At 70.4% G+C, this 26,582-nt stretch carries 25 protein-coding genes; 12 read left to right on the plus strand and 13 right to left on the minus strand.

All coding sequences use genetic code 11. The features are described from left to right. Window positions 1-15: 15 nt before the first annotated feature. Window positions 16-831: an SAM-dependent methyltransferase gene (locus KUM44_RS11900; protein ID WP_217207793.1), complete on the minus strand. Its 816-nt coding sequence runs from the start codon at window positions 829-831 to the stop codon at window positions 16-18. A 44-nt stretch (window positions 832-875) separates the two neighbouring features. After that, window positions 876-1,739 (minus strand): helix-turn-helix transcriptional regulator, encoded by an 864-nt coding sequence (locus tag KUM44_RS11905; protein WP_217207794.1) that lies wholly within the window; start codon window positions 1,737-1,739, stop codon window positions 876-878. A gap of 266 nt (window positions 1,740-2,005) precedes the next feature. On the opposite strand from KUM44_RS11905, the gene KUM44_RS11910 reads away from it, so the two are divergent. Beyond that, the gene (locus KUM44_RS11910; RefSeq protein ID WP_217207795.1) at window positions 2,006-2,431 is read left to right on the plus strand and encodes a hypothetical protein; all 426 of its coding nucleotides are present in this window, start codon (window positions 2,006-2,008) and stop codon (window positions 2,429-2,431) included. Here KUM44_RS11910 and KUM44_RS11915 read toward each other — a convergent pair. Further along, a complete protein-coding gene (locus KUM44_RS11915; RefSeq protein WP_217207796.1) occupies window positions 2,413-3,249 on the minus strand; it encodes a helix-turn-helix domain-containing protein in 837 nt (278 codons plus the stop codon). The genes KUM44_RS11910 and KUM44_RS11915 overlap by 19 nt on opposite strands. Window positions 3,250-3,279: 30 nt before the next feature. Between KUM44_RS11915 and KUM44_RS45315 the strand changes: the two genes are divergently transcribed. The 4 genes from KUM44_RS45315 to KUM44_RS11930 all read left to right on the plus strand — a co-directional run bounded on the left by KUM44_RS45315 (window position 3,280) and on the right by KUM44_RS11930 (window position 5,203). After that, window positions 3,280-3,444: an ADP-ribosylglycohydrolase family protein gene (locus KUM44_RS45315; RefSeq protein WP_254389401.1), complete on the plus strand. Its 165-nt coding sequence runs from the start codon at window positions 3,280-3,282 to the stop codon at window positions 3,442-3,444. A gap of 473 nt (window positions 3,445-3,917) precedes the next feature. After that, on the plus strand, window positions 3,918-4,055 hold the full coding sequence (locus tag KUM44_RS45320) for a hypothetical protein (RefSeq protein ID WP_308402586.1): 138 nt from the start codon (window positions 3,918-3,920) through the stop codon (window positions 4,053-4,055). 96 nt (window positions 4,056-4,151) lie between these two features. After that, complete coding sequence (locus tag KUM44_RS11925; RefSeq protein WP_217207797.1) at window positions 4,152-4,454, plus strand: 4a-hydroxytetrahydrobiopterin dehydratase; 303 nt, start codon at window positions 4,152-4,154, stop codon at window positions 4,452-4,454. Window positions 4,455-4,459: 5 nt separating this feature from the next. Continuing rightward, a complete protein-coding gene (locus KUM44_RS11930; protein WP_217207798.1) occupies window positions 4,460-5,203 on the plus strand; it encodes a class I SAM-dependent methyltransferase in 744 nt (247 codons plus the stop codon). Here KUM44_RS11930 and KUM44_RS11935 read toward each other — a convergent pair. Both KUM44_RS11935 and KUM44_RS11940 read right to left on the minus strand, forming a co-directional pair. Beyond that, entirely contained in the window at window positions 5,190-5,648 is a 459-nt protein-coding gene (locus KUM44_RS11935) for a hypothetical protein (RefSeq protein ID WP_217207799.1), read from the minus strand. The genes KUM44_RS11930 and KUM44_RS11935 overlap by 14 nt on opposite strands. Then, on the minus strand, window positions 5,645-6,142 hold the full coding sequence (locus tag KUM44_RS11940) for a hypothetical protein (protein ID WP_217207800.1): 498 nt from the start codon (window positions 6,140-6,142) through the stop codon (window positions 5,645-5,647). The genes KUM44_RS11935 and KUM44_RS11940 overlap by 4 nt, the downstream gene beginning before the upstream one ends. A gap of 39 nt (window positions 6,143-6,181) precedes the next feature. Between KUM44_RS11940 and KUM44_RS11945 the strand changes: the two genes are divergently transcribed. Both KUM44_RS11945 and KUM44_RS11950 read left to right on the plus strand, forming a co-directional pair. Next, on the plus strand, window positions 6,182-7,144 hold the full coding sequence (locus KUM44_RS11945; protein ID WP_217207801.1) for a YafY family protein: 963 nt from the start codon (window positions 6,182-6,184) through the stop codon (window positions 7,142-7,144). 155 nt (window positions 7,145-7,299) lie between these two features. Beyond that, window positions 7,300-7,902 carry a DUF4352 domain-containing protein gene (locus KUM44_RS11950; RefSeq protein ID WP_217207802.1) on the plus strand — a complete coding sequence of 201 codons (603 nt, stop codon included), beginning with the start codon at window positions 7,300-7,302 and terminating at the stop codon, window positions 7,900-7,902. Window positions 7,903-7,973: 71 nt separating this feature from the next. Here the strand turns inward: KUM44_RS11950 and KUM44_RS11955 are convergent, their stop codons facing one another. Together KUM44_RS11955 and KUM44_RS11960 are read right to left on the minus strand one after the other, a co-directional pair. Continuing rightward, window positions 7,974-10,643 carry a cellulose binding domain-containing protein gene (locus tag KUM44_RS11955; RefSeq protein WP_217207803.1) on the minus strand — a complete coding sequence of 890 codons (2,670 nt, stop codon included), beginning with the start codon at window positions 10,641-10,643 and terminating at the stop codon, window positions 7,974-7,976. A gap of 210 nt (window positions 10,644-10,853) precedes the next feature. Beyond that, window positions 10,854-13,769 (minus strand): glycoside hydrolase family 48 protein, encoded by a 2,916-nt coding sequence (locus tag KUM44_RS11960; protein WP_217207804.1) that lies wholly within the window; start codon window positions 13,767-13,769, stop codon window positions 10,854-10,856. Between the two features lie 366 nt (window positions 13,770-14,135). Here KUM44_RS11960 and KUM44_RS11965 point away from each other — a divergent pair, with 366 nt between their 5' ends. Beyond that, complete coding sequence (locus KUM44_RS11965) at window positions 14,136-15,857, plus strand: glycoside hydrolase family 6 protein (RefSeq protein WP_217207805.1); 1,722 nt, start codon at window positions 14,136-14,138, stop codon at window positions 15,855-15,857. A gap of 84 nt (window positions 15,858-15,941) precedes the next feature. Here KUM44_RS11965 and KUM44_RS11970 read toward each other — a convergent pair whose 3' ends face one another. Beyond that, complete coding sequence (locus tag KUM44_RS11970) at window positions 15,942-16,712, minus strand: phytanoyl-CoA dioxygenase family protein (protein ID WP_217207806.1); 771 nt, start codon at window positions 16,710-16,712, stop codon at window positions 15,942-15,944. A gap of 146 nt (window positions 16,713-16,858) precedes the next feature. On the opposite strand from KUM44_RS11970, the gene KUM44_RS11975 reads away from it, so the two are divergent. Further along, the gene (locus KUM44_RS11975; RefSeq protein ID WP_217207807.1) at window positions 16,859-17,758 is read left to right on the plus strand and encodes a trans-aconitate 2-methyltransferase; all 900 of its coding nucleotides are present in this window, start codon (window positions 16,859-16,861) and stop codon (window positions 17,756-17,758) included. Between the two features lie 228 nt (window positions 17,759-17,986). Further along, a complete protein-coding gene (locus KUM44_RS11980; protein ID WP_217207808.1) occupies window positions 17,987-18,703 on the plus strand; it encodes an SDR family oxidoreductase in 717 nt (238 codons plus the stop codon). Between the two features lie 4 nt (window positions 18,704-18,707). On the opposite strand, the gene KUM44_RS11985 is transcribed toward KUM44_RS11980, so the two are convergent. Continuing rightward, window positions 18,708-19,403, minus strand: coding sequence for a glycoside hydrolase family 75 protein (locus KUM44_RS11985; RefSeq protein ID WP_217207809.1), 696 nt, complete (start codon window positions 19,401-19,403; stop codon window positions 18,708-18,710). Window positions 19,404-19,524: 121 nt separating this feature from the next. Here KUM44_RS11985 and KUM44_RS11990 point away from each other — a divergent pair, with 121 nt between their 5' ends. Beyond that, window positions 19,525-20,136, plus strand: coding sequence for a hypothetical protein (locus KUM44_RS11990; protein ID WP_217207810.1), 612 nt, complete (start codon window positions 19,525-19,527; stop codon window positions 20,134-20,136). Window positions 20,137-20,216: 80 nt separating this feature from the next. Here the strand turns inward: KUM44_RS11990 and KUM44_RS11995 are convergent, their stop codons facing one another. From KUM44_RS11995 to KUM44_RS12005, 3 genes are all read right to left on the minus strand, one after another. After that, on the minus strand, window positions 20,217-21,050 hold the full coding sequence (locus KUM44_RS11995) for an aldo/keto reductase (protein ID WP_308402588.1): 834 nt from the start codon (window positions 21,048-21,050) through the stop codon (window positions 20,217-20,219). A 103-nt stretch (window positions 21,051-21,153) separates the two neighbouring features. After that, window positions 21,154-22,980: a long-chain fatty acid--CoA ligase gene (locus tag KUM44_RS12000; RefSeq protein WP_217207811.1), complete on the minus strand. Its 1,827-nt coding sequence runs from the start codon at window positions 22,978-22,980 to the stop codon at window positions 21,154-21,156. Between the two features lie 324 nt (window positions 22,981-23,304). After that, on the minus strand, window positions 23,305-24,168 hold the full coding sequence (locus KUM44_RS12005; protein WP_217207812.1) for a LysR substrate-binding domain-containing protein: 864 nt from the start codon (window positions 24,166-24,168) through the stop codon (window positions 23,305-23,307). A gap of 193 nt (window positions 24,169-24,361) precedes the next feature. On the opposite strand from KUM44_RS12005, the gene KUM44_RS12010 reads away from it, so the two are divergent. After that, on the plus strand, window positions 24,362-25,396 hold the full coding sequence (locus KUM44_RS12010) for a bile acid:sodium symporter family protein (RefSeq protein ID WP_217207813.1): 1,035 nt from the start codon (window positions 24,362-24,364) through the stop codon (window positions 25,394-25,396). Here KUM44_RS12010 and KUM44_RS12015 read toward each other — a convergent pair. After that, window positions 25,332-26,567, minus strand: coding sequence for a DUF4185 domain-containing protein (locus KUM44_RS12015; RefSeq protein ID WP_217207814.1), 1,236 nt, complete (start codon window positions 26,565-26,567; stop codon window positions 25,332-25,334). The genes KUM44_RS12010 and KUM44_RS12015 overlap by 65 nt on opposite strands. Window positions 26,568-26,582: the final 15 nt, after the last annotated feature.

Consider the following 26,582-nt stretch of genomic DNA (forward strand, 5'->3'; position numbering starts at 1 on the left):
CCGCACCCGTACGGGTCAGACCTTGCGGGCCACCCCCGCGTACACGGGCACGATGCCCTCCGCCTGGGCCGCCACGTCCTGAGGCCCCGGACGCCAGCCGGACACCGGGATCACACCGGGGCCGAGCAGCTCCAGGCCCTCGAAGAAGCGGGAGAACTCGGGGAGCGAGCGGGGGTGGAAGGGGGTGCCGCTGCGCCGGAAGTGCTCGGCGGCCCTGTCGATCGCGGCGGGGTTCAGATCGGGGGTGACCTGCGACAGGATCAGATGACTGCCGGGGGCGAGCGCGGCCACGTACTGCGCCAGGAGGCCGTAGACGTCGTCGCCGTCCGGCTCGGCGCCCAGATAGTGGGTCAGCGCGACCAGGGACAACCCGACGGGCGCTTCGAAGTCCAGGGACTCGGCGGCCCGGGCCAGCAGCGCGTCGACGTCGCGGACGTCCGCGTGCACATAGGCGGTGGTGCCCTCGGCGGAGCCGTGCAGCAGGGCCTGCGCGTGGCGCAGGACGATCGGGTCGTTGTCGGCGTACACCACCTTGGCCTCCGGCGCGACGCCCTGTGCCACCTGGTGCAGATTGGGTTCGGTGGGGATGCCCGTGCCGATGTCCAGGAACTGGCGGACGCCTGCCTCGGCGACGGTGGCGACGGCCCGGTGCATGAACCGGCGGTTGGCGCGCGCCCCGCGCACCGCGCTGCTGTCCACGGCGAGGATCCTGCGGGCGAGCTCCTCGTCCACCGGGTAGTTGTCCTTGCCGCCCAGCCACCAGTCGTACACGCGGGCCGGATGCGGGCGGCTGGTGTCGACACGGGCGGGCGCGGACTCGGATCCGGTCATGCCGGGTGCTCTCCTCGGGGTCGGGTCCGACAGGGCCTGATGACTCAGCAGCCCTCGCGGAACTCCCGCAGGAGCTTCTTCGTGTGCTCGGCCGACGCGGCGCCCGTCGACATGTGGTCGAGGACCTCCAGATGCGTGGCGACCTCCGTGCGGGAGTCCAGATACAGGGCGCCGGTCAGATACTCCGTGTAGACCATGTCGGGCAGCTCGGGCTCGGCGAACCGGAACAGGCTGAAAGGCGCGTACGTCCCCGGGTGCGGGCCGGCGGCGAACTCGGCGATCTGCAACGTGACACGGTCGCGCTCGGCGAACTCCAGGAGCTTGTCCACCTGGTCGCGCATCACCTCGCCACGGACGCTCACCGGACGCCGCAGCACCGTCTCGTCCATGATCACCCACAGGTGCGGCGGGTCCGGGCGCTCCAGCAGCCGCTGCCGTTCCATGCGCAACGACACATGCCGCTCTATGGTCTCCGGCCCCGTCTGCCCTACCGTCCCGGCCTCCAGTACGGCACGGGCGTAGTCCTCGGTCTGGAGCAGGCCCGGCACGAAGTGCGGCTCGTAGGAGCGGACGATGCGGGCGGCGCCCTCCAGGCTGACGTACAGGCTGAACCAGTCCGGCAGCACGTCGTGGAAGCGCTGCCACCAACCGGGCTGGTTGGCCTCTTCGGCCAGGGTGACGAAGGCCGTCGCCTCGTCCTGAGGTACGCCGTACGTCTCCAGCAGCACCTGCACGTACGGGATCTTCAGGGCGACCTCGGCCGTCTCCATCCGGCGTACGGTCGCCGGGGCCACGCGCAGCACGCGTGCGGCTTCGTCGCGCCCCAGGTTCGCCGCTTCGCGCAGCTCCTGTAGGCGCTTGCCGAGCACCACTTGGCCCACGGTGGGCGCGGGCCGCCGTTCACTCACGCCACGCCTCCCCTACGCGCCGAAAAGTACGTCGAGCAGTGTGCCAGGCTTTGATGCGGGGATCCATTGCCATGGTCACTGCGGTCGACCGACTGCACGGCCGTCGTGGCTGGTCGCGCCCGCGCGGCGGAGCCGCACGTCGACACGGCCCCGCGCCCCTGGGGCGTTGTCGTCGGCCCGCATTACCTCGCGGGTAATCGACCCCCTTGTTCATTCGCGAGACCGTTGGGTCACCGCAATCCGACCTCGACGGAAGGTGATCCACCATGTCCGCCACCTCGCTCGCCGCGCTCGCCCGGACCTCCGACCCGCAGTCCGTGCTGCGCCGCTTCCTGGCCCTGGACGCCGTGGTGACCGGGGCGAACGGGCTCGCCTACCTCGCCGCTTCCGGGCCGCTGGGGCGGCTGCTCGGGATCGACCGGGGGCTCCTGCTCGGGCTCGGGGCCTTTCTCACCGTGTATGCCGCCGGCGTCGGGCTCCTCGCCTCCCGCGCCCGTCCCGCCGCACTCCCCGTACGGGCCGTGATCGAGGCCAACCTCGCCTGGAGCGCGCTGAGTTGCGTCGCCCTCGCGCTGTGGCTGTCGCCGACCACGGCGGGTGCGGTGTGGACCGTGCTCCAGGCACTCACCGTCGCCGGGTTCGCCGCGCTCCAGTACGTGGCGCTGAAGGGCCTTCAGGGCAGCAGCGACTGAAGGTACTTGACGGTCGCCGGGTCGGCCGGGAGGAGGGTTTCGATGGCCAGCTCGGCGACGGTCACGTCCATGGGGGTGTTGAAGGTGGAGATGGAGGAGATGAAGGACAGGACGCGGCCCTCGTGCTCGATCCGCAACGGCAGCGCGAAGTACGGGACGGGCGCGGCCGGTTCGGCGGTCCCGGACGGTTCCTCCTCCGGCACCGGGTACGCCGCCACCTCCTCGTACAGCCGGCGCAGTCGAACGGAGCGGCGCAGTGCGATCTGCCGGTCCATCTGGGCCAGCAGATGGCCGCGCCACTCCCGCAGGTTGCGGATGCGCGGGGCGAGGCCCTCCGGGTGCAGGGTCAGGCGCATCGCGTTCAGCGGGGGTGCGAGAAGGTGCTCGGGGATGCCGTCGAGCAGCATCAGGATGCCGCGGTTGGCCGCGTGGACGTCGTACATCGCGTCGACCACGAGGGCCGGGTAGGGCTCGTAGCCGTGGATCAGCTGCTCCATGCCCGCGCGGAGTGCGGCCAGCGCCGGGTCGTCCAGCGGGGTCTCCGGATAGTGCGGGGCGTAGCCGGCGGCCAGCAGCAGCGCGTTGCGCTCGCGCACCGGCACGTCCAGGTGCTCGGCCAGCCGCAGCACCATCTCCTCGCTCGGCCGGGAACGGCCCGTCTCGATGAAGCTGATGTGCCGCGCCGAGGAGTCGGCCCGCAGCGCCAACTCCAGCTGACTGACCCGCCGTTGCTCCCGCCAGGCCCGCAGCAACGGGCCGAGGCCCGGGCCGGTGGGGGCGGTGGCGGGCTCAGTGCTGCCGGACGAGACAATGGCCATGAGTACGACCGTAGTCGAGGACCGCGCCGAATGAACGAGCCGTGGACGCCGTCCCTGGCGGGCGAGACCGTGTACCGCGCCCGGGTGCCTGGCTGTCTGCTCGGCGGGGCCCTCGGGGACGCGCTCGGCCATCCGGTCGAGTTCAGCTCGCTGGAGCGGATCGGCGCGGCCCAGCGACGTCGCCCGGATCAGTGACGACACGCAGATGACCCTGTTCACCGCCGAGGCGCTCATCCAGGCCCATCGGCGCGAGCGGCTCAAGGCATCGGCGGGGGTGGGCCCTGCTGGTGCGCTGGGCGTACGAGCGCTGGCCGGAGACCCAGCGGCACCCGTGACCCGGCATGCCACACCGCCGCAGAGCGGCGCCCCCGAGGGCGGGCTCATCACCCAGGGCTGGCTGTACTCCCCCGGGGCGCCCCCAGTCGGGCTCCCGGCAACGCGTGCGTGTCCGGGGTGGCCCAGATGTACGCACCCGATCCGGGGCCTGCGCTCGACGGCAAGCCCGGCGAGGTCACCCCCGACTCCAAGGGCTGCGGCGCGGTCCTGCCCTCGGCGCCCTTCGGCCTGGTGAACTCCGCTGACGGCACCTTCGCCATGGCCGCCCGCGCCGCCCAGTCACCCACGGTCACCCCACCGGCTACTACTCCGCCGGCGCGCCGGCCGCCGTCGTGGCACACGCCGTCGGCGGCGAGTCCCTGGAAGGCGCCGTCCTGCGCACCCTGCGCCTGCTGCGGCGCCACCCCGGCCACGAGGAGACCTCCGCCGCGCTCGCCGACGACCTCGCGGCCGAAAGCGTCCGTCGCTGACCCGCCGGCCACCCGTCTGACCAGGGCCGCCGCGCCCCGGCTGTGGCAGTCTGAAGACGACCCCCATAGCCCTCCCGTTCAGGAAGGAGCGAGGCCATGCCCCTCGAACCGCTGTCGCAGAAGGAGATCGAGGACCGGCTCGCGGAGCTGCCCGGCTGGTCGCTGGACGGCGACCGCATCGCCCGCTCCTACCGGCTCCCCTCGCACTTCGCGGCCACGGCGATGGTCGTGCACATCGCCCAGGTCCAGGAGGAGCTCGACCACCACTCCGACCTCACCCTGGGCTACAACACCGTCTCCCTTACCGTGCACACCCACACCGTGAGCGCCGTGACCGAGCGGGACTTCGCACTCGCCCGCAGGATCGAGGATCTCGCCCCTGGTCACGGGGCAGACTGAAGGATGTGCTGGACTACGACAAGGAAGCGGAGCGGTACGACGCCTCGCGCGGCGGTGAGCCCAGGGCGGCGGCCGCGGCGGAGGCGGTGCTGGGACTCCTGCCGGCCGGGACGCGGCGCCTGCTCGACGTGGCATGCGGCACCGGCATCGTCACCCGGCGGCTCGCCGCCGCACGCGACGGCCTGAGCGTGACCGGCGTCGATCTCGCACCCGCCATGGCCCGGCAGGCCGCGGCCCGCCTCCCCGGCTCGGTCGTGCTCGCCGACAGCCGCCGGCTGCCGTTCGCAGACGAAGGGTTCGACGCCGTCAGCAGCGTGTGGCTGCTGCACCTGGGCCGGACGGACGACGACGTGCGGACCACCGTGGGGGAGTGTGCCCGGGTCCTGCGGCCCGGCGGGGTGTACATCACCACGGTCGACAAGGCCGCCGCCCACAACGTCGGCAGTGACATCGACGCCGTCCTGGCCTCCCGCCCGCGCCGCCCGGCCCGGGACGAGGCGACGCTCGTGGCGTCGTACGCCCTCGCCCACGGCCTGGTCCCGGCCGGGCAGGCCCGTTTCGCGGGCCGCGGTCAGGGTCGCAGCCCCCGGCGCACGGTCGCCGACCTGCGCCGCGGCTGGTTCGTCACCCTGCCGCCGGGAGGCGCGCTCGCCGACGGCTTCGCCGCCCGCCTCGCACAACTCCCGGACCAGGACCGGCCCCGACCGGACCCGGTGTTCAGCCTGCGGGCGTTCCTCAAGCCCGAGTGAACTCCATGGTCCAGTTCGGCAGCCAGGACTGCCCGTCGTCGACGGAGAACGCCTGCTCCCAGCGGGCCGACGTCGCGGAGACGCCCGACCAGACGAATCGGACCCGTACGTCCTTCCCGTCGTACGTGTCGTCGCCGTGGAACTCCCCCCGTCCGCCCTCGAACTGGCCGATGACCGGCGGGAACAGCGTCCCGCTGACACTGGAGGCCCAGTTCAGCGACCACCGCTCGGTCTCCCGGTCGAAGAGCCGCAGGGTCGCGCCCTTCGCCGACAGGCGCGGCATGTCGATCTCGTCGAGGTTCGCGGCCCCGTCGAACAGCGGCCAGCAGCGGCTGGTCGCCGGGAACTCCTCCCAGCCGCTGTCCGGGTCGAGGAAGTCGGCGCGGCGGCGGTTGAGGACATGCCAGTCGCCGTGGAAGAAGTCGAAGTCGTGCGGGCTGCTCATGTGCGGTCTCCCGTGGTTCCTTCGGGCAGGGGATCGGCCAAGTAGGCCGTCAGGTCCGGGACTTCGGGCGTGAGCATGTGCCGTACCCAGGCGTCCCTTTCGTGTTGGATCGGCGGCAGTTCCCAGACACAGCCGATCCACGGCAGGTCGGGCGCGATGAAGTGCGTGGGGTCGCGGTCCGGACAGCCCAGCACCGGCTGACCCGCCGCGGCGCCCTTGAAGTGCAGGACGTTGTCCCACACCCAGCTGTAGGCGTTCAGATAGGCGCCGTCGTCGCCGCCGCGGTGCAGCACGACGAACGTCGCCGGAGGCGTGCCGTCCGGCTCCGGCAGCAGTTCCGGCAGGATCGCGTACGCCGCCTGCTCCACCTCGGGTGCGATGCCCGCGGGGTCGGCCGTGACGTGGTAGCGCTTGATCCACCGTCCGGCCACCTCGATCGGCGGCGGTACGGTCAGCAGTTTCTCGGCGAAGGCCGGTGTCTCGGTGAGGGCCATGACGCGACGCTATGGCCACTTCACTGACATCCTGTGTCAGTGAAGTCCAGCCGACTCGTCTCCATCCTCCTGCTGCTCCAGACCCGCGGCCGGATGACCGCCGCCCAGCTGGCCGAGGAGCTGGAGGTGTCGGTGCGCACGGTGTACCGGGACGTGGAGGCGCTGGGCGCGGCGGGCGTCCCGCTCTACGGCGACGCGGGCCACGCCGGTGGCTACCGCCTCCTCGACGGCTACCGCACCCGTCTCACCGGACTCAACGCCGACGAGGCCGAGGCCCTCTTCCTCGCCGGTGCCCCCGGCCCGGCCGCCCAGCTCGGCCTCGGCTCCGTCCTGGCCGCCGCCCAGCTCAAGGTTCGCGCCGCCCTGCCGGCGGAGCTGCGCGGCCACGCCGACCGGATCAGCGGCCGCTTCCACCTCGACGCCCCCGGCTGGTACGCCGACGGCGACGAGACGCCGTACCTCCCGGCGGTCGCCGACGCGGTCTGGAACAGCCGCGCCCTGCATGTCCTGTACCGCCGCTGGCGTGAACCCACCGACGTGGAGCGCCGCCTGGAGCCGTACGGTCTCGTCCTCAAGGCGGGCCGCTGGTACGTCGTCGCGGGCCCCGGCCCGCGCACCTTCCGCGTCGACCAGATCCTCCAACTCACCCCCGCCGACGAGGAGTTCACACGCCCCCACGACTTCGATCTCGCCGCGTACTGGAGGGCGTACCAGCGCGACTTCCACGACCGGCTGTACCGCCGCGAGGCGGTGGTGCGGCTGGCCCCCGGCGTGACCCTCGACCGCGCGACCGACCACCGTACGCACCAGGACGGTTGGACGACGGCCACCGTCCCCATCGAGTCGGTCGACCACGCCCACGCCGAGTTCCTGCGCCTGGGCGCCGGCATCGAGGTGCTCGAACCGCCCGAACTGCGCGACCGGATCGCCCGGACGGTGGCCGAACTGGCCGAGAGGTACGGCATGACCACGGCACCTCGGCCGAGCGTCTTCACGCCCTGAGGGCAGAGGACCGACCGCCCGACCGGCCCGGCAGCCCCGACGTCACATCGGGCTGCCGGGTTGCTTCTTGTCCCCGGAATTTTTCGGTGAGCCGTACAACCATGCAGATTCTTCACGGGTCCTTCACATGCGTACCGCCGAAACCTGGGGAGAACATGGTCCACCACACCCGCATACGTCTCGCCGCCACCGCGGCTGTCGCTGTCGCCGCGCTCGGTCTGACGGCCTGTGGTTCCGGCTCCGGCGACGAGGTCGTCGACAAGCCGAAGGCGAAGGCCTCCGCCACGACGGAGGGCGGCGGCGGGAAAGAGGCCGCTGCCGAGGAGAGCAGCGCCGCGCCCGAGGTCGCCAAGGTCGGCGACACGTTGGCGCTCAAGGGCATGGAGGCCGGCAGCGGACTCGACGTCACCGTCGTGAAGGTCGCCGACAACGCCAAGTCCGGCGACGAGTTCTTCGCGCCGGAGTCCGGCAACCGGTGGATCGGCGTGCAGTTCCAGCTGGTCAACACCGGCACCAAGGTCTACTCCGACGCTCCCGTGAACGGGGCGAAGATGGCCGACGACCAGGGCCAGCAGTTCGGGACCGTGCTCGCCGACATCACGGCCGGCCCGTCGATGTCGTCGGACGTCCGGCTGAAGCCCGGCGCGAAGACGCTCGGCTGGGTCGTGTTCGAGGTACCGAAGGCGTCGAAGGCGGCCACCGTCACGTTCGGGATGGACTCCGGCTTCGCGGAGCAGATCGGGGAGTGGAAGCTGTAGGAGACGGCTCCGGGGGCGCGTGCCAACCGAGCGCACACGCCCCCGGACTCGCTCAGTTCCGTTCAGTTCCGTCAACTCACCGTGCAGGTCTGGTCGCCCAGCTTGAACATCGTCGGCTTGGCGTTCGTCCCCGACGAGCTTCCCGTGAAGCCGAAGCTCACGGACGACCCGGCCGCCACATTGCCGTTCCAGCCCACGTTCTTCGCGGTCACCGCCGAACCGGACTGTGTGTGCTCGGCGTTCCAGACCTGAGCGATCCGCTGCCCGTCCGCGAAGGACCAGCCGAGGGACCAGCCGCTCCAGGCACCTGAACCCGTGTTGGACAGCTGTACGTCGGCCTGGAAACCGCCCGACCACTGGTTGGTGACCTTGTACGTCACCGCGCAGGCCCCGGTCGGCGTGGGGTCCGGATCAGGGTCAGGGTCGGGGCCGGGATCCGTCGTGCCGCCGTCGGCCGTCTCGCCGTAGACGACGCCGCGCCCGTTCGTCGCCACGTACACCCGCCCGTAGACCCGGGGGTCACCCGTGATCGCCGCGCCCGTCCAACCCCACTGGTGGGCGCCGTCGTTGATGCGGGTCCAGGTCGCGCCCTTGTCGGCGGAGCGGAAGATACCGCGTACGCCGGCGATCTTCGCGCTGGTGTACAGGGTCTGGTACGACGCTCCCGGCGCCGCCCTGCCGAAGCCGATCGCGTCGGCCTGCTCGACGTTCGAGAGCTTGGTGAAGCTCGCGCCGCCGTCCGTGGAGTGCCACAGACCGTACGCCCCGTCCGTCGCACCACCCGCCAGCCACACGTCGCCCGTCACACCGGGCAGCGCCTTGAAGCGCACACTGTCCCCGCCCGGCAGCCCGGATGCCGAGGATGCCGTGAAGGTCGCGCCGCCGTCCGTACTGACGTAGAACCTCCCGGACTTGAAGCCGTAGAAGGTCTTCGGGTCGACCCGGTCCGACTCGACGATCGCCCCGGCCGGGATCCCGCTCGACGCCTGCCACGAGTTGCCGAAGCCCGCCGTGTACTGCACGCCCGTACCGGCCGGGCTCCACACGAACCGGCTGCCGTCCGCCGCCGCGGCGACCGTGCCGCCGCCGCTGACGCCCGAAGGGTCGGTCCCCGCGAACCAGTTGGCGCCGTTGTCCGTCGAAAAGGCGATGTGCGGGCCGGAGTCGAGATCGCCGACCCGTACGACGGTGTTCGGGTGGGACTCGGCGTAGTCCAGGCTCGTGGTCGAGGTGAAGTTCGGCTGGGTGAACATCATCGACGGCACCTTGGTGAGGTCCGTGTGCCGGAAGCCGCCGATGTCGCCGAGAGCGCTGAGCAGCGGGGCGCCCGAAGGCGGCGAGGCGAGGTCGTTGACGGCCGTCTCCTCCAGGCCCTGCACCATCGGCCTGATGGTGAACTGGCTCCCGCTGTCCCACTTCGTCAGGTCCTCGGTGCCGTAGATCGTCGCGCCCGTCCCGTACATCATCCGGTCCGAGTCGAACGGGTCGATCTCCAGCGCCTCGGTCATCCAGCCCAGCTTCGGCGTCTGCTCCGGCGGGGAAGGATTCGCACCCCACGTCAGCCACGGCGCCGACGAGACGTCCATCGTGTAGCGGTTGGCGCGGTCGGGATACGACGTGTAGTCCCACGCCTTCGTCCAGGTGCCGCCACTGTCCGTCGAGCGGAAGATCTGGGTGTCCGGCCACCAGGAGCTGTACGCCGTCGCCATCACCGTGCCGGGCTTCTGCCGGTCGACGGTCAGGCCGGCGAAGCCGTAGTAGGTGTCGCCCTCGGCGACCGGGCTGATGTCCGTCCACGTGCCGGTCCCCGTGGCGTACCGCCACAGCTGGCCCTTGCCGCCGTCGTACGGCCCGCCCTTGTCGCTGTAGGCGAGATAGAGGTAGCCGTTCTTCGCGTCCAGGACACCCTTGTGGGCCAGGTATCCCGTCGGCTGCCCGGCGACCCGCGACCAGGTCGCGCCCGCGTCCGTCGACCGGTACACGGCGTTGTCCTTGTCGGCGACCCCCACGTAGATGGTCCTGGTCGCGTTCCCGGACGTCCCCGTGGACTCGTCGAAGGTGACCCAGACGATGCCCTGGTTGTCGCTGGCGTATCCGCTGGTGTCGCTCGGATCCTGCACGTAGTTGCCGACGTTGGGGAAGTTCGCCACCTGCGACCAGGTCACACCGGAGTCCGTCGACCGCCACAGCCCCTTGCCGCTGGGCGCGCCCAGATACAGCACGCTGTTCTTGTTCGGATCGACCGCCAGCCGCTCGCCCATGCCACGGCCCGGCATGTTGCCGCCCAGCTTGAACGGCAGGTCCGCCTTCTGCCAGCTCGCGCCCCGGTCCGAGGAGCGCATCACCGCGCCGTTCGTCGGATCCCAGCTGTTGGTGTACGTCCCGACCGCCGCGTACACCCGGTCCGGGGCCACGGGGTCCGACGCCAGGCTCACCACCCCCGTGTGCCCCCAGTCGTCCCACCCGACCGAGTCCAGCAACGGCGTCCACGTCTTCGACGACTGCTGCCAACGGTAGGCTCCTCCGATGTCGGTACGGGCGTAGGCGAGGTTCTTCTCCTTGCGGTTGAAGACGATGCCGGGCACGAAACCGCCGCCGTCGATACGGGCGTTCTTCCAGGTGTAGGTGTCGGCGCTGATCGAGACGTCCTGCGCGGCAGGAGCGGCGAGTGCGGGCGGGGTGCCGGCGAGCAGCCCGGCGGCCAGTGCGAGTACGGCCGTGAGGATGCGGGTTCTTCGCACAGTGGGGGTCCTCTCCGGGGGATGGAGGTGATGTGGGGGGGCAAGCGCTTTCCAATGGAGGTGAAGATGGCCGGGCGATCCCCAGTGCGGGTGGGGACCGCCCGGCCAACGGGCCGGGGACGCCCTAGGGGCGCGGGGAACTGCGCGACCAGCTACAACGGACCCGCAGTCGAACACGGCCCAACACGCGGAGCGCCTGGCGGGGGCTGGTTATTCGAGCAGCTCCGCGTAAGAACCCATGGCCAACGCAATGTCCGCCTGGGCCCAGAACCGGTGATACGTGAACGACGGCGCCGCCCCGCCCGCGAGATACGCCTCGATCTTCGACCAGGCCGGATCGTCCTCGTAGAACGACCGGATCGAGTCGAAGGTCGACGACGAGTTGATCGCGTCGCCGTTCGGCATGGTGCCGGTCCAGCCGCTCGGGATGTAGACCGTGTCGTCGAAGCGGTTGTAGTCGGCGCGGGTCTCCGGGACGGCGATACCGAGATCGTCCTGGTAGTTGTCCCACATGCCGTCCAGCAAGGCCTTCGCCGTCGTCGCGGCGGCCGTGTCACCGGAGCGGTCGGCGTAGTACGTCAGGGTCTTGGCGTACGCGGCCGCCACGCCGACGTCATTGGTGTAGTCGGCGACGGTGACATGAAGTCCGTTGTTGGCACCCGGACTTGAGGCGTTCCAGGTGTCGGGCTGCCCCGACCACTGAAGCGTCGACGGGATCCGGAACGTACCGTCCGGGTTGACGGTCGTCTCGGACAGCGCCCAGTCCACCCACTTGTCGAGGACGGCCTTCGCTGCCGCGTTCCCCGTCTGCTGGTAGTACTCGGCCACCCGCTCCATCGACCAGGCCTGGAAACCGAACCACTGGTTGGACGGCGGGTCGTGGTACACAGGCTTCTCGTCGTAGTACATGCCGTAGAACGTCGACTTCCCGGCCGGCGGCGTCGCGTACCGGCCCGCCCAGCTGTTGGTCGCACCGCCCGCGATCGCGCCCTCGCTGGACTGCAACCAGCGGTAGAACTCGACCTGCCGCTCGAGGGACTTGGCCCAGTCCGCCTGCCCTGTCGCCGACTTGGGCTTCAGGTCGGCGTAGTTGGACAGGGCGTACGCGGCCATCGGGTTCTGGTAGCCGCCGTGCGCGTGGCTGGAGCCGATGCGCCAGGCCCAGCCCGCCGAGGTGTCGGTGGCGCCGCCCCAGGCGTAGTACCAGGACAGCAGGTACATCGAGGCGTCCTTGCCGGTGCCGGCCGGGCAGGACGAGGCGCCCACACAGTTGCCGACCTTCTTGAAGTACTTGTCGTACATCGCGTAGCGCAGGTAGTCGCCCATCTTCGCGGCCTTGGCCACGGTCGCGGAGATCTGGCCGCCCTTGCCCTGCTCGTCGGCCCACTTGTCGGCCCAGTACGCCGCCTGCACCGCACGGGCGTCGGCGTCCGGGGCGTTGGTGAACTTCCACTGCTTGGCGTAGGAGGCGTCACCGGTGAACAGGTCCAGGTACCCGTTCTTGCCGCCGTACTTGAAGGCGTCGCAGGTCGGCTGCGGCACCGTCTCCCACACCGACTCCTGCGCGCCGCGCTGGAAGGTGTTGATGTACGACGGCCCCGTGTCGGTCGGCCCCGCCTCGCACTTGCCCGGCGAGTTGCCATAGCCGTAGACGTTGTCGACGTCCTGGAGCCAGTGCATGCCGTAGACGTCGTCCGTGCCGTACGCGCTCTTCAGCTCACCGGCGATCGGGTCCGAACCGACCGATACCGACGCGTCGAGCTTCGCCGGGTACTCGCCCGGCGTGTCCAGCTCGGGCGCGTACGTCGCCGGCTTCGAGGCGTTGTAGAAGGAGCTGGTCGGCTGGTCGGCGTGGGTCGGGATCATGTACTTCTCCATGATCTCCCAGGCCCCGTTGAACTTGGTCCAGTCGCCCGTGACCTTGCCGTACATGGCTTGCAGCCAGAGAAGGTAGCTGTAGGCCTCCGACGTGGTCTCGTGACCGTGGTCCGGCGCCTCGACGATCAGCGTCTCCACCGAGTGGTAGGGAATGCCCTCGGGCGAGAAGTAGCCGTTCGCCGGGTTGGTGATCTTGCCGTACAGCTCCAGGAAGCGGGCGTCGTACGCCTTCGCCGCCGCGATCTGGGTCACCGTGACCGACGCCTTCGCGTGCCCGTTGGCCGTCGACTCGAAGGTCGCCGCGCCGGTGCCGGAGGAGTCGGCGGTGATGGTCACCTGCTGAGCGGTGTTCCAGTTCGAGGGGGTGAAGGTGAGCGAGGCTCCGCCGGTCACCGACAGGCCCGAGTTGCCGCCCGTGCGGGCGGTGGTGACGGTCACGTTGGACGATGGCTGGGTCGACAGCTTGACGTCGTACGAGGCCGACTTGCCCTGCTGGACGGGGAGTTGGGTCTGCGAGCTCACCACGGCCGGACCCGAGGCGACCGTGACGCCGACCGGCGTGGACTCCGCGGACGCGCCCAGGCTGTCGTACGCCTTCGCGAGCAGCGAATGACTGCCCACGGTCAAGCTGGAGACCGAGAGCGAGTACGGCGCCGTGGTGTCGGTGCCCAGCAGCGTGGTGTTGTCGTAGAACTCGACCTTGCTGACGGTGGCGTTGTCCGCGGCCGCGGCGGTGGCCGCGAGCGGGACGGCGTCGCCCTGGGTGTAGACGGCACCGGCCGCCGGGCTGGTCAGTACGGTGATGGGGGGTTGGTGGGCGCCGGTGCAACTGGTGCCGTTGATCGCGAAGTTCGCGGGAGCGGCGTTGCTGCCGCTGTAGCTGAACTGCGCGCCCGTGGTGACCGCGGCCCCGGCGGCGATCCGCGCGTTGTGGCCGGCGTTCTTCACGGTGATCGACTGACCGGACTGGGACCAGGTGCCGTTCCAGCCGTTGCCGAGCTTCTGGTTGCCCGCGTAGCTGTACGTCAGCGTCCAGCCGTCGACGACATCCGTACCGCGGTTGGTGATCGTCAGATCCGTGGTGAAGCCGGAGCCCCAGTCGTTGGTCCGGTAATCGACACTGCACTGAACGGCGGCCGCCTGGGCCGGTGTTGAACCCGTGCCCAGCATGGTCAAGGGGAGTGCCAGGGCTGCTACGGCGGCGGTCCACAGCCGTCGTACCGTTCTGCGTCTGCGTGGGGGATGCACGTGCTGGTTCCTCCTTGCGGCTCGGAGAAGTCAAGGCTTGAACCAGTGGGAGCGCTCCCATAGTGGGGAAGGGGGTGCGAGGGGTCAAGGCGCTTGAAGAGTCGAAAAGATTCGACGGATTCAGCTGAGGGAAAGTCAGCAACTCCTCTGTCCTTTAACGTCACTTGGCGCTAGCTTCATTGACACCAGTGGGAGCGATTCCATCAGTCGACGCGTCCGTAACGGCGCGCTGATCTGCAAGGAGTCGCTCATGCGACACCCCCCGCGTTCAGTACTTCCAGCCGTCGCCGGCATCTCCTCCTTGCCTCTTGCGCGCTCTGCACGGACGAACCGTCAGCACCCGCGACCAAGAAGGAACCCGCACTCATGAGTCGTACCAGAACTGCGATGCTCGCCGCCCTGGCGCTGGTCGCCGGGGCCTCGGGAACCGCGCTCGCCGCGGCCGCCCCCGAGGACATCGGCACGGCGGCGGTCCCCTGCACCGTCGACTACAAGGTGCAGAACCAGTGGGACACCGGCTTCACCGCCGCCGTGACGGTCACCAACCAGGGCTCCGCCAAGTCCAACTGGTCGGTGAAGTGGTCGTATGCCGGCAACCAGAAGGTCACCAGCGGCTGGAACGCGAAGGTCAGCCAGAGCGGCGCCGACGTCACCGCCACCAACGAGACCTACAACGGGACGCTGTCGACCGGCGGTTCGGTCAGCTTCGGCTTCCAGGGCTCCCACAGCGGCACCAACGCCGTCCCCGGCACCTTCACCCTCGACGGCGTGACCTGCAACGTCGACGACGGCAGCGGCGGCCCGACGGATCCGCCGGACCCGGACCCGACCGGCCCCAAGGTCGACAACCCGTACTCCGGCGCCAAGGTGTACGTGAACCCGGAGTGGTCCGCGAACGCCGCCGCCGAGCCGGGCGGCAGCCGGATCTCCAACCAGCCCACCGGCGTGTGGCTGGACCGGACCGCGGCCATCAACGGCGTGAACGGCCGCATGGGCCTGCGGGCCCACCTCGACGAGGCCCTGAAGCAGAAGGGCTCCGGCGAGCTCGTCGTCCAGCTGGTGATCTACAACCTGCCGGGCCGTGACTGCTCCGCCCTCGCCTCCAACGGCGAACTCGGCCCGACCGACATCGACAAGTACAAGACGCAGTACATCGACCCGATCGCCGCGATCCTCGCCGACCCCAAGTACGCCTCACTGCGGATCGTCAACACGGTCGAGCTCGACTCGCTGCCGAACCTGATCACCAACGTCACGCCGCGGCCCACCGCCACCCCGAACTGCGACACGATGAAGGCCAACGGCAACTACGTCAAGGGCGTCGGCTACGCGCTGAACAAGCTCGGTGACGTCGCCAACGTCTACAACTACGTGGACGCCGGCCACCACGGCTGGCTCGGCTGGGACGACAACTTCCCGGCCACCGTCCAGATCATCAAGCAGGCCGCGACCGCCGAGGGCGCGACCGTGAGCGATGTGGCCGGGTTCATCACCAACACGGCCAACTTCAGTGCGCTGAAGGAGCAGTACTTCACCATCAACGACTCCGTGAACGGCAAGTCCGTGCGCGAGTCGAAGTGGGTGGACTGGAACCGGTACGTCGACGAGCTCTCCTACGCCCAGACCTTCCGCCAGGAGGCCGTGAGCCAGGGCTTCCCCTCGGGCGTCGGCATGCTGATCGACACCTCCCGCAACGGCTGGGGCGGCACCGCCCGGCCGACCGGTCCCGGCGCGATGACGGACGTGGACACGTACGTCAACGGCGGCCGCATCGACCGGCGCATCCACGTCGGCAACTGGTGCAACCAGTCCGGGGCCGGGCTGGGGGAGCGGCCGCAGGCCAATCCGGCAGCCGGGATCGACGCGTACGTGTGGATGAAACCGCCGGGGGAGTCCGACGGGGCGAGCCGGGAGATCCCGAACGACGAGGGCAAGGGGTTCGACCGGATGTGCGACCCGACGTACACCGGTAACCCGCGCAACGGCAACAACATGTCCGGTGCGCTGCCGGACGCTCCGCTGTCGGGGCACTGGTTCTCCGCGCAGTTCCGGCAGTTGATGCAGAACGCGTATCCGCCGTTGTCGTGATGCGGTGACTTCGGCTGCGGGTTCGCTGTGGCTGGTCGCGCAGTTCCCCGCGCCCCTGAGGGCGTGACAGGCCGCCGGGGTTGGTCAGTTCTCTCTGGCCAGACCCCGGCGGATTGCGAACTCCACCGCCGAGTAGTTGCCGTCTGACCGCTCCAGCTCCTGTGGCACCGCCGGATGCAGGGGTGGCTGGGCCATGAATCTGGGGCGGGTGCCGTGGTGGGGCTGGGCCGCGTGGACCAGGAAGGGGTGGCAGAGGTAGACGTCGCCCCGGTTGCCGGTGGCGTGGGTGAGGGGGCGGTGCGCGGAGGCCTCGGCGACCTTCGGGCCCAGCTCCAGGAAGGAGGCGCCGGTCTCGCCGTACGGTTCCAGGACCTGCGGTACGTCGAGATGCGAGCCGATCCGGATGCGGGTCGGGGCGTCGGCCTCGGTGACCTCGCTGAACAGGAACAGCATCAGCAGCGCGCGGTCCTTGGAGCGCAGGTTCGTGTGCGGGTGCTCGGCGCCGTCGGGTGTGTAGCTCGCCTCGATGTGCCAGCCCGCGTCGTCCGGTTCCTCCTCGTGCGGGAACCGCAGCGGGAAGCTCCCCAGCGAGTAGCGCGACTGCCAGCGGTCCTCACCCACGAGCGCATCGAAGGCCTCGTGCAGGACGGGCGTGTTGACGGCCGCCGCGAACGGACCCTGCGCCATGTCGTACACCCAGTGCACGGGGTCCTTCCAGGTGCCCGGGTCCTCCGGGTCGTACCCCGTCTCCCGCCACAGCAGCCGCGCGCAGTGCTCGGCGACGCGGGGCGGAAAGGCCCCCTCGATCTTCACGAACCCGTCCTCGAGGAAGCGCTCCACCATCTCGTCGTTCATCCGGCCATCGTGGGCGACGGACGCCCGGGGCCGCGCCTCATTTTTCTTTGCCCTGTTTTTGCCGCTACGGCAAGGACAGTGGCCCCGGGGCCATGCGTCGGAGCACCCTTGCGGCATCCGGACGCGAGGACGAGAGGCGGACCACCATGGCGCACGACCACCACGGCCATCACCAGCAGCACGCGCACCCTCACCACGACCACACGGACATCGACTGGGAGGAGATGGGCCCGCTCCTGGAGACGCAGGCGGAGCTGTTCACGCCCCTGTACGAGCACGCCATGGCGTGGCTCGCCAAGCGGCAGACCGAGCCGGGGCTGGTCGTCGACGTCGGCAGCGGGCCCGGCGTCGTGGCCTGTCTGCTCGCCGACACCTTCCCCGGCGCCCGGATCGTCGCCGTCGACGGATCCGCGCCGCTCCTGGCGCGGGCCCAGGCGCGCGCCGAGCGGCTCGGCGTCGCCGACCGCTTCGGCACCCTCGCCGGTGAACTCCCCGATGTTCTGGACGAGTTGGACTACCCAGCCGATCTGCTGTGGGCCGGCCGCAGTCTGCACCATCTCGGTGACCAGCGCGCCGCCCTCGCCGCGTTCGCCGACCGCCTCACGCACGGCGGCACGCTGGCCCTCCAGGAAGGCGGCCTGTCGGCCCGGTACCTCCCGCGCGACCTCGGCTTCGGACGGCCCGGGCTCCAGGCGCGGCTCGACGCACTGGAGGCGGAGTGGTTCGCCGCGATGCGCGCGGACCTGCCCGGCTCGGTCACCGAGACCGAGGACTGGCCGGCCCTGCTCACCGCGGCGGGCCTGCGCCCCAGCGGCACCCGCACCTTCCTCCTCGACCTGCCCGCCCCCACCACGGACCGCGCCCGCGCCTATGTCGTCGCCTCCCTGACCCGCATCCGCGAGGGCGTCGGCGAGCGCCTCGACGCCGACGACCGCGCGACCCTCGACCGGCTCCTCGACCCGGACGACAAGGCGAGCGTGCATCACCGCCCGGATGTCTTCATCCTCGCGGCGCAGACCGTGTACACGGCGGTACGGACACGGTGATGCCGGTCAGCGGCACGCGATCAGCGACCTGCCGGCGGTAACGCTTCCGGTCGGCGACGCTCCTGTTCTCTCCCTCGCGTTCACGGCAGCGGTCGACCGGGCCTTGACTTCGAGAGCTCTCCAAGTGATGGACTCCCCGTCGTCCGAATCGTCGTCCGAATCGTCGTCCGAATCGTCGTCCGAATCGTCGTCCGGACCGTCGTCCGAACGGAACACAGGGGGATCACCATGACCAGCTCCATCGCGACCGAATCTCCGGTCGCGCTCATCACCGGCGGCGGCAGCGGCATCGGTGCCGCCGTGGCTCGGCAGTTGCTGGACGCCGGGTACCGGGTCACCGTCACCGGTCGCGGTGCGGCGCGACTGCGTGCCTTCGCCGCGGAACTCGGCGATCCCGAAAGGCTGTTGACGATCGTCGGGAACGCGGCCGAGTACGGCGACATCCAGGTGGCCGTGGACACCACGCTCAAGGCGTTCGGCCGACTGGACACGGTCGTCGCCAACGCCGGTTTCGCCACCCACGACTCGGTCGCCGAGGGTGACCCGGCCGGCTGGACCGAGATGGTGCTGACCAACGTCCTCGGCCCGGCCCTGCTGATCCGCGCCTCCGTCGACGCCCTCAAGGAGACCCGCGGCCGGATCGTCCTCGTCGGCAGCGTCGCGGGGTTCGTGCCCGGGCCGGGCAACATCTACGGGGCGACGAAGTGGGCGGTGACCGGGCTCGCCGAGAACACCCGGCGACAGGTGACCGAGTGGGGCATCGGCGTGACCCACATCGCGCCGGGCCGCGTGGAGACACCGTTCTGGGACAGCTACGGCAGCCTGCCCCCCGGCCATCTGCTGACCGCCGACCAGATCGCCGACTCCGTGGTGTGGGCCGTCCGGCAGCCCGACGGCGTGGACGTCAACACCGTCGTCGTACGGCCGATCGGACAGCCCAACTGACGGCTCAGCCGTTCTGAACGAACTCCCTCGCCAGCCTCTCGCCCAGCGAGACCGCCGCCTCGTGGCTCTCGATGGGCGAGACGCGGGAGCCCTTGAACAGGATGTACGTCACGCCTGAGGCGGTGCCGCCGGTGGTGGGGTCGGGGTCGATGCCGAGGGCCTCGGCGGCGGCGTAGGAGGCCTCGCCGATGATCCGCTGCGGGCCGGTGTCGCCGACGACGGCGTACAGGACCCGGTCTTCGTGGACGACGGCGACCACACCGCCACCCTGGATACCTGCCGCGGAGTGGTCCCAGATGCCGCTGACGGCGGGGACGACGACGAACGGCAGGCTGTCGGACCGCAGCGGCTCGCCGTCGGACTGGTGGAACGCCGTGTCGGGCTGGAACCACGGGTCGGTGGCCTCGTTGCACCTGGCGGTGCGCCGGCCGTCGCAGTCGATGTCCATGTCGGCCTTCCAGAAGACGGCGTCGCGCGCGCCGCACACGGGAACGGTGGCCGCGCTCGTCCCGTCCGTGCGGTACAGGCCGTTCGAGACCTGCTCGCAGGACGCCACCTTCGCCAGCAGTTCGGCCGCGCCGACCGCCTCCTCCTGTGCGAACGGCGGGTCCGGAATGCCGGACGCGACGGCGGGGAGCAGTCCGGCGGCGAGAAACGCGGCACCGCAGGCCGCGGTCAGGGTGAGGGATCGGATGCGCACGGGATGGACCCTCCTGGGTAGGAAAGTTTCCTTACTGACGCTGATTGCGGCGCCATCACCCCAGTAGAAGACTGGACACACCGAAGCTTTCGGATATCTGCCCGAGCTTCTGGGAGGTCTCATGTTCGTACGCGCCATCTACACGACCGGCGATCCCACGAAGATCGACACGGCCATCAGGGCATTGAACACACAAGGGCGGGAACTGCTGGAGGACCGTCCGGGATACCGCGGAGCCAGTGTCTTCGTGGACCGCACACTCGGCAAACTGCTCGCGGCGAGCTGGTGGGAGTCGGAGCAGGCCCGGCAGAACAGCGACGAGGTGCTGCGCGAGCGGCGCACGGCCATGCTGGAGCCGTTCCTGGGGACGGTGGCGGTCGACAACTACGAGGCGTTGGTCTTCCACCAGGTCCGGCAGCCGGAGGCGGGAGGCGGACTGCGGGTCACCAGGCTGGAGTTCGACCCGATGGACACGGATCTGCTCGCCGACACGTTCCGGGCGACCGTGGTGCCCAGGCTCGACACCCTCGCCGGGCTGGCCAGGGCGTCCCTGCTGGTCGACCGGGAACGGGGGCGCGGGCTGGTCGGCGTGGTCTTCGTCGACCAGGCGTCCCTGGCGGCGTCCCGCGCGGGCCAGGCCGCGGCCCGGCATGAAGGCGCGGCCAAGGCCCATGTGACCGTGACCGGGCTGGAGGAGTTCGAGGTCGTCCTCTCCGACGTGCGGGGCGACTGAATCGACCCGAACGCCCGCGCGACGACCTCCGCCCGCCGCTCACGGAACCGAGCGGCGGGCGGACTGCCGTGTCACGGGGGTCAGTCCTGGAGCGTCGCCGGGTCCGGGCCGAGCCGCCGGTCCTCGTTCAGCGCGCTGATCGCCGCGAGGTCCTCGTCGTCCAGGCTGAAGTCGAAGACCTCGATGTTCTCCTTGATCCGCGAGGGCGTCACCGACTTCGGGATCACGACGTTGCCCAGCTGGAGGTGCCAGCGCAGCACCACCTGGGCCGGGGTGCGCCCGTGCTTCTGCGCGACGGCGACGATCGCCGGGACCTCCAGCAGCCCCTTGCCCTGGCCGAGCGGCGACCAGGCCTCGGTGGCGATGCCCTGCTCGGCGTGGAACTCGCGGGAGGCACGCTGCTGAAGGTGCGGGTGCAACTCGATCTGGTTGACCGCCGGGACGATGGACGTCTCGCCGAGCAGCCGCTCCAGGTGCTCCGGAAGGAAGTTGGAGACGCCGATCGCACGGACACGGCCGTCGGCGTGCAGCTTCTCGAAGGCCTTGTACGTGTCCACGTAGGTGCCCCGGGCGGGCAGCGGCCAGTGGATGAGGTACAGGTCGATGTAGTCCAGGCCCAGCTTCGCCAGCGAGGCGTCGAACGCGCGCAGCGTGGAGTCGTATCCCTGGTCGCTGTTCCAGAGCTTGGTGGTGACGAAGACGTCCTCGCGGGGCAGGCCGACGGCGGCGATGGCCTTGCCGGTGCCCTCCTCGTTGCCGTAGATCGCCGCTGTGTCGATGCTGCGGTACCCGGCCTCCAACGCGGTGGCGACCGCCCGCTCCGCCTCGTCGTCCGGCACCTGCCAGACGCCGAAGCCCAGCTGGGGCATCTCGACGCCGTTGTTGAGGATGATCGGGGGGACCTTGCTGCTCACGAGCTCTTGATCCTTACGGTTGTCGTCAGGTGGTACTGACATCGTCAACGATCACGAGGCGTGATGCATTCCGGACCGGAGAATCCGTGGCGATCGGTCGGCCTCAGGCCCGGTACAGCGCCTCGACCTCGTTGGCATACGCGTTCTCGATCGCCTTGCGCTTCAGCTTCAGCGACGGGGTGAGCAGTCCGTGCTCCTCGGTGAACGGCTGGGCGAGGATGCGGAAGGTGCGGATCGACTCGGCCTGCGAGACCAGGGTGTTGGCGGCGACGACCGCGCGTCGCACCTCGGTCTCCAGGTCGGCGTCGCGGACCAGTTGGGCCGGGGTCATCTGAGGCTTGTCGCGCATCATCAGCCAGTGCTCGACGGCCTCCTGGTCGAGGGTGACCAGGGCCGCGATGTACGGACGGTCATTGCCCACGACGATGCACTGGGCGACCAGGGGATGGTCCCGGACGCGCTCCTCCAGCACGCCCGGCGAGACGCTCTTGCCGCCGGAGGTGACCAGGATCTCCTTCTTGCGGCCGGTGATGGTGAGGTAGCCGTCCTCGTCGAGGGAGCCCAGGTCACCGGTGGCGAGCCAGCCGTCGTGCAGGGTTTCGTCCGTGGCCTTCTGGTTGTTGAGGTAGCCCTGGAAGACGTTGTCGCCGTGCAGCCAGATCTCGCCGTCGTCGGCGATGTGCACGGTCATCCCCGGGATGGGCTGGCCGACGGTGCCGTAGCGGGTGCGGTAGGGCGGGTTGGCGGTGGCGGCCGCCGTGGACTCGGTGAGGCCGTACCCCTCGTAGACATGGACGCCGGCGCCCGCGAAGAACAGACCGAGCCGGCGGTCCATCCCCGAACCACCGGTCATCGCCTGCTTGATGCGGCCGCCCATCGCCGCCCGCATCTTGGAGTACACGAGCTTGTCGAAGAGCTGGTGCTGCATCCGCAGACCCGCCGACGGGCCGGGACCGATGCCCCACGCCTTGGCCTCCATGGCGTCCGCGTACTTCACGGCGACCTCGACGGCCTTCTCGAAGGCGCCCGACCTGCCCTCCTTCTCGGCCTTGCGACGGGCGGCGTTGAAGACCTTCTCGAAGATGTACGGCACGGCCAGGAAGAACGTCGGCCTGAACGCGGCGAGGTCCGGCAGCAGCGCGGCCGCGTTCATCTGCGGCTGGTGGCCGAAGCGGACCTTGCCGCGGATCGCGGCGACCTGCACCATCCGGCCGAAGACGTGTGCGAGCGGCAGGAACAGCAGCGTCGCCGCCTCGTCGCCCTTCTTGGAGTGGAACACCGGCTCCCAGCGCTCGATGACGGTGTCCGCCTCGTACATGAAGTTGCCGTGCGAGATGACACAGCCCTTGGGGCGGCCCGTCGTCCCCGAGGTGTAGATGATCGTCGCGACGGAGTCGGGGGTGACCGCCTGCCGGTGGCGGTGGACCACCTCGTCGTCGAGGTGGGCGCCGGCGTCGTACAACTCCTGCACGGCGCCCGAGTCCACCTGCCACAGCTGATGCAGCCGCGGCAGCCGGTCGATGACCGTGGCGATCGTCATCGCGTGGTCCTCGTGCTCCACGATCGCCGCCGAGCACTCGGCGTCGTGCAGCATCCAGAAGCACTGCTCGGCCGAGGACGTGGGATAGACCGGCACCACCTGGGCGCCGATCGTCCACAGGGCGAAGTCGAAGAGCGTCCACTCGTACCGCGTACGGGACATGATCGCGACCCGGTCGCCGAACCGGATGCCCCGGGCGAGCAGGCCCTTGGCCAGGGCGAGCACCTCGTCCCGGAACTCGGCGGCGGTGACGTCCCGCCACTGCCCGCCCTCGTCCTTGCGGCCGAGGGCGACATACAGCGGGTCCTCCTGGGCATGCTGGAAGACGACGTCGGCCAGGCCGCCCACCGGCGGTGCCAATGCCAACGGAGGGTTGGTGAACTCGCGCAAACCCCGCTCCCCGCTCCCCGTCCCGATGCCTCGCTGACGCTCCTCTCAGCGCCGTGAAAGCTACCCCAACCGCGTTTCGGACGGGAGGGGGCCGGAAATCGACGGGCGCTGATGTATGCACAGGTCAGCGCGGGAAAATGCGCTCACATGGGGAAGGGTCGGACAGAAAACTGACGGTTGAGTAAGTTTCGGGACCGTAATCTCCACCGAATCTGTACGACGCGACTGCCCGGTCCGGGCCCGGTGGATCATGCCGTCCCCGGCGCACCGCGTCTCCTGTGTCAGCGTGTGAGGGGGCCAAGTTGTCACTCCCGCCCCGTCTGCCTACCGCCGGTGCAACCGGTCCCCGCCCGCCAGGATCGCCGCCGCGAGCGCGTCCGCCGCTCCCTGCGCGGCCGTCCGGCGCGGGCCGTGTACCAGTACGAAGTCGACCCGCCCCAGTTCCGGCAGCCCGGCCCGCTCCGGCACCCGCACCAGCCCCGGCGGGATCAGTCCCCGTGAGTGCGCCATCACCCCGAGCCCGGCCCGCGCGGCGGCGATCAGCCCGTTGAGGCTGCCGCTGGTGCACACGATCCGCCACTCACGCCCCTGCCGCTCCAGCGCCTCCAACGCAAGGGCCCTGGTGATGCCCGGCGGCGGATAGACGATCAACGGCACCGCACGCTCCGGCTCCAGGCGGAGCCGCTCCGCGCCGATCCACACCAGCCGGTCGTGCCAGACCAGCTCGCCACGCGGTTCCTCCGGGCGTCGCTTGGCCAGCACCAGGTCCAGCTTTCCGGCCGCCAGCTGCTCGTGCAGCGTGCCCGAGAGCTCGACCGTCAGCTCCAGGTCGACCTCGGGGTGGTCGTGGCGGAAGCCCTCCAGGATCTCCGGCAGCCGGGTCAGGACGAAGTCCTCGGACGCGCCGAAGCGGAGCCGGCCGCGCAGCCGGGTGCCGGTGAAGAACGCCGACGCCTGCTCGTGCACCTCCAGGATGCGGCGGGCGAAACCGAGCATCGCCTCGCCGTCCTCGGTCAGCTCCACGGAGTGGGTGTCCCGGGAGAACAGCGGCCGCCCGGCGGCATCCTCCAGCCGCCGTACGTGCTGGCTGACGGTCGACTGGCGCAGGCCGAGGCGGCGGGCGGCCTGGGTGAAGCTCAGGGTCTGCGCCACCGCCAGGAACGTACGCAGATGGGAGGGGTCGTACACGCCGCCCAGGCTACCCATGGTTATCGCGGAACGTGATGACAGTCAGAGTGGTATGCCGGATTCCCGATCGCTGGTCGCCGGAGGACGATGGAGAGGGCACGTCCGTGCCGGGAACCCGAAGTTCAGCGAACGACAGCCGCGTACGACAGCGAAGTAGTGGAGCACAGTGAAACGCCTGGAATGGCCGCGTTGGATGCCGATCGACCCGTACATACTGCTGCTGCTCGGGACCGTGGGCCTCGCGGCTCTCCTCCCGGCGCGCGGGACGGCCTCCGACGTGGCGTCCGGTGCCTCCACTGCCGCCATCGCCTTCCTCTTCTTCCTCTACGGCGCCCGGCTGTCCACCCGTGAGGCGATGGACGGACTGAAGCACTGGCGGCTCCACGCCACCGTCCTGGCCTGCACCTTCGTCATCTTCCCGCTCCTGGGCCTCGCCGCCCGCGGACTGGTCCCGGTGCTGCTGACCCATCCCCTCTACCAGGGCCTGCTCTTCCTCACCCTCGTCCCGTCGACCATTCAGTCGTCGATCGCCTTCACCTCGATGGCCCGCGGCAACGTGCCCGCCGCGATCTGCGCCGGCTCCTTCTCCTCCCTCGTCGGCATCGTCGTCACCCCGCTCCTCGCGGCGGCCGTGCTCGGCAGCGGCGCGGGCGGCTTCTCGGCCGACTCGGTCGTCGAGATCGTGCTCCAGCTGCTGGTGCCGTTCCTCGCCGGGCAGCTCCTGCGGCGCTGGATCGGCGGCTTCGTCGCCCGGCACAAGAAGGTCCTCGGGCTCGTCGACCGCGGCTCGATCCTGCTGGTCGTCTACACCGCGTTCAGCGAGGGCATGGTCCAGGGCATCTGGCACCAGGTGAGCCCGGCCCGGCTGGCCGGACTGCTCGCCGTCGAGGTGGTGCTGCTGGCCGTGATGCTCGCCCTGACCTGGTACGGCGCCAAGGCGCTGCGCTTCAACCGCGAGGACCGCATCGCGATCCAGTTCGCCGGCTCGAAGAAGTCCCTCGCCGCAGGCCTGCCCATGGCCAGCGTCCTGTTCGGCGCGCACGCCTCGCTGGCCGTGCTGCCGCTGATGCTCTTCCACCAGATGCAGCTGATGGTCTGCGCGGTCATCGCCAAGCGCCGCGCCCAGGACGCCGACATCGACGCCGACGCCGCCGCCGAGCCGGTCACCGCGTCGGAGCCACCCGTAGCGTCACGAACCGCGGCCGGTACAGGGACACGTTCCGGTTGAGCTGCGCCGCCGCGCCGCCCGTCTCCAGCCAGTTGACGTCGTAGCTCAGCACGAGCCGCCCGTCGCCGCTCAGTTCGGGATGCGTCTGCGGGTTGTAGGCGGCTACCTGGCCGCCCGCAGGCAGCGCCGGGCTGAAGTCCTTCGTCGGCCCGTGCCACGGGCCCACGGGGGAGCAGGCCCAGTACGACGTCACGGTCGTCAGCCCCTCGGTCCCGGCCGCCATCGTGAACAGCACGTACGTCCCCCGCATCCGCGCCACCGAGAACGCGCTGCCCACTCCCTTGCGCCGCCCGTCCCCGAGCACCGCGCGCGGCTCGGCCCCCGGCCCCGCCCACTTTGAGCCGTTCCAGTACCGCCAGGCCCCCGGCTCGGCGAGCCTGCCCTCCGGCACGCGCGCGACATAGGCGTGCGAGGCCGGCCGGGAGGCGGCCTGACCGTCGTCGCCGCCGAAGACGTACGTCCAGCCGTCCTCCTCCACCAGCGTCGTCCCGAACAGCACACGCCGGGACGGATCCGGCACCAGCTGCTGGTCGAGCACCTTGACGACCGACTCGACCCGCAGATCGGGCAGCGAGAGCGTGGCGACCTCGGTCGCGGCGGGCACGCCGTAGATCCACGGGGGCTGCCCGGCCGTACGCACCCACAGCAGCACCCGGACGACCCGCTCGTCCGAGCCGGGGGAGCGGGGCTCGACGCGCGCCGCGACCGGCCAGCGCCACTGGTGGGGAGCGGGGTCCGGGAACAGGGGAGCGGCGAGCGTGCGCTCCAGACGTCCGTCGCGCATGACGACCGCAGAGTTGCGCACCAGGGGAGCGGTGGTGTCCCGCCAGGTCGAGGACTCGCCGTAGGGGTTGGGCGGGGCGTACACCTGGCCGAGGTAGGTGTCCGAGAACAGCCACAGCAGCCGGCCGTCCGGCAGCCGCACCGAGTGCGTGCCGTCGCCGCCGGTCCAGTCGTCGGTGCGCGACGGGTCGTCGCCGTACCGGGCGAACTCACCGGTCAGGTCGCCGTCGGCCGACCAGGACGCCACCGAGTGCGGCCGGCACGCGGCACCGCCCTCCCGTTCGCCGTCGTCCGGGAGGGCGGTGAGCAGTACGGCCGCGAGAACCAGGGCCAGCAGGAGGCCGAGCCCGGTTCCCGTGCGCTGTCGTGCTCGTGTGTCGTCGGGCACGCCTGGGACGTTAGT

Source organism: Streptomyces sp. AC550_RSS872 (genome assembly GCF_019049285.1).
Taxonomy (GTDB): domain Bacteria; phylum Actinomycetota; class Actinomycetes; order Streptomycetales; family Streptomycetaceae; genus Streptomyces.

Coding starts and splice junctions, on each gene's coding strand:
- KUM44_RS11900 (WP_217207793.1), bottom strand. CDS start 831: ATGACCGGATCCGAGTCCGCGCCCGCCCGTGTCGACACCAGCCGCCCG.
- KUM44_RS11910 (WP_217207795.1), top strand. CDS start 2,006: ATGTCCGCCACCTCGCTCGCCGCGCTCGCCCGGACCTCCGACCCGCAG.
- KUM44_RS11915 (WP_217207796.1), bottom strand. CDS start 3,249: ATGGCCATTGTCTCGTCCGGCAGCACTGAGCCCGCCACCGCCCCCACC.
- KUM44_RS45315 (WP_254389401.1), top strand. CDS start 3,280: ATGAACGAGCCGTGGACGCCGTCCCTGGCGGGCGAGACCGTGTACCGC.
- KUM44_RS11925 (WP_217207797.1), top strand. CDS start 4,152: ATGCCCCTCGAACCGCTGTCGCAGAAGGAGATCGAGGACCGGCTCGCG.
- KUM44_RS11935 (WP_217207799.1), bottom strand. CDS start 5,648: ATGAGCAGCCCGCACGACTTCGACTTCTTCCACGGCGACTGGCATGTC.
- KUM44_RS11940 (WP_217207800.1), bottom strand. CDS start 6,142: ATGGCCCTCACCGAGACACCGGCCTTCGCCGAGAAACTGCTGACCGTA.
- KUM44_RS11950 (WP_217207802.1), top strand. CDS start 7,300: ATGGTCCACCACACCCGCATACGTCTCGCCGCCACCGCGGCTGTCGCT.
- KUM44_RS11965 (WP_217207805.1), top strand. CDS start 14,136: ATGAGTCGTACCAGAACTGCGATGCTCGCCGCCCTGGCGCTGGTCGCC.
- KUM44_RS11970 (WP_217207806.1), bottom strand. CDS start 16,712: ATGAACGACGAGATGGTGGAGCGCTTCCTCGAGGACGGGTTCGTGAAG.
- KUM44_RS11975 (WP_217207807.1), top strand. CDS start 16,859: ATGGCGCACGACCACCACGGCCATCACCAGCAGCACGCGCACCCTCAC.
- KUM44_RS11980 (WP_217207808.1), top strand. CDS start 17,987: ATGACCAGCTCCATCGCGACCGAATCTCCGGTCGCGCTCATCACCGGC.
- KUM44_RS11990 (WP_217207810.1), top strand. CDS start 19,525: ATGTTCGTACGCGCCATCTACACGACCGGCGATCCCACGAAGATCGAC.
- KUM44_RS12010 (WP_217207813.1), top strand. CDS start 24,362: ATGCCGATCGACCCGTACATACTGCTGCTGCTCGGGACCGTGGGCCTC.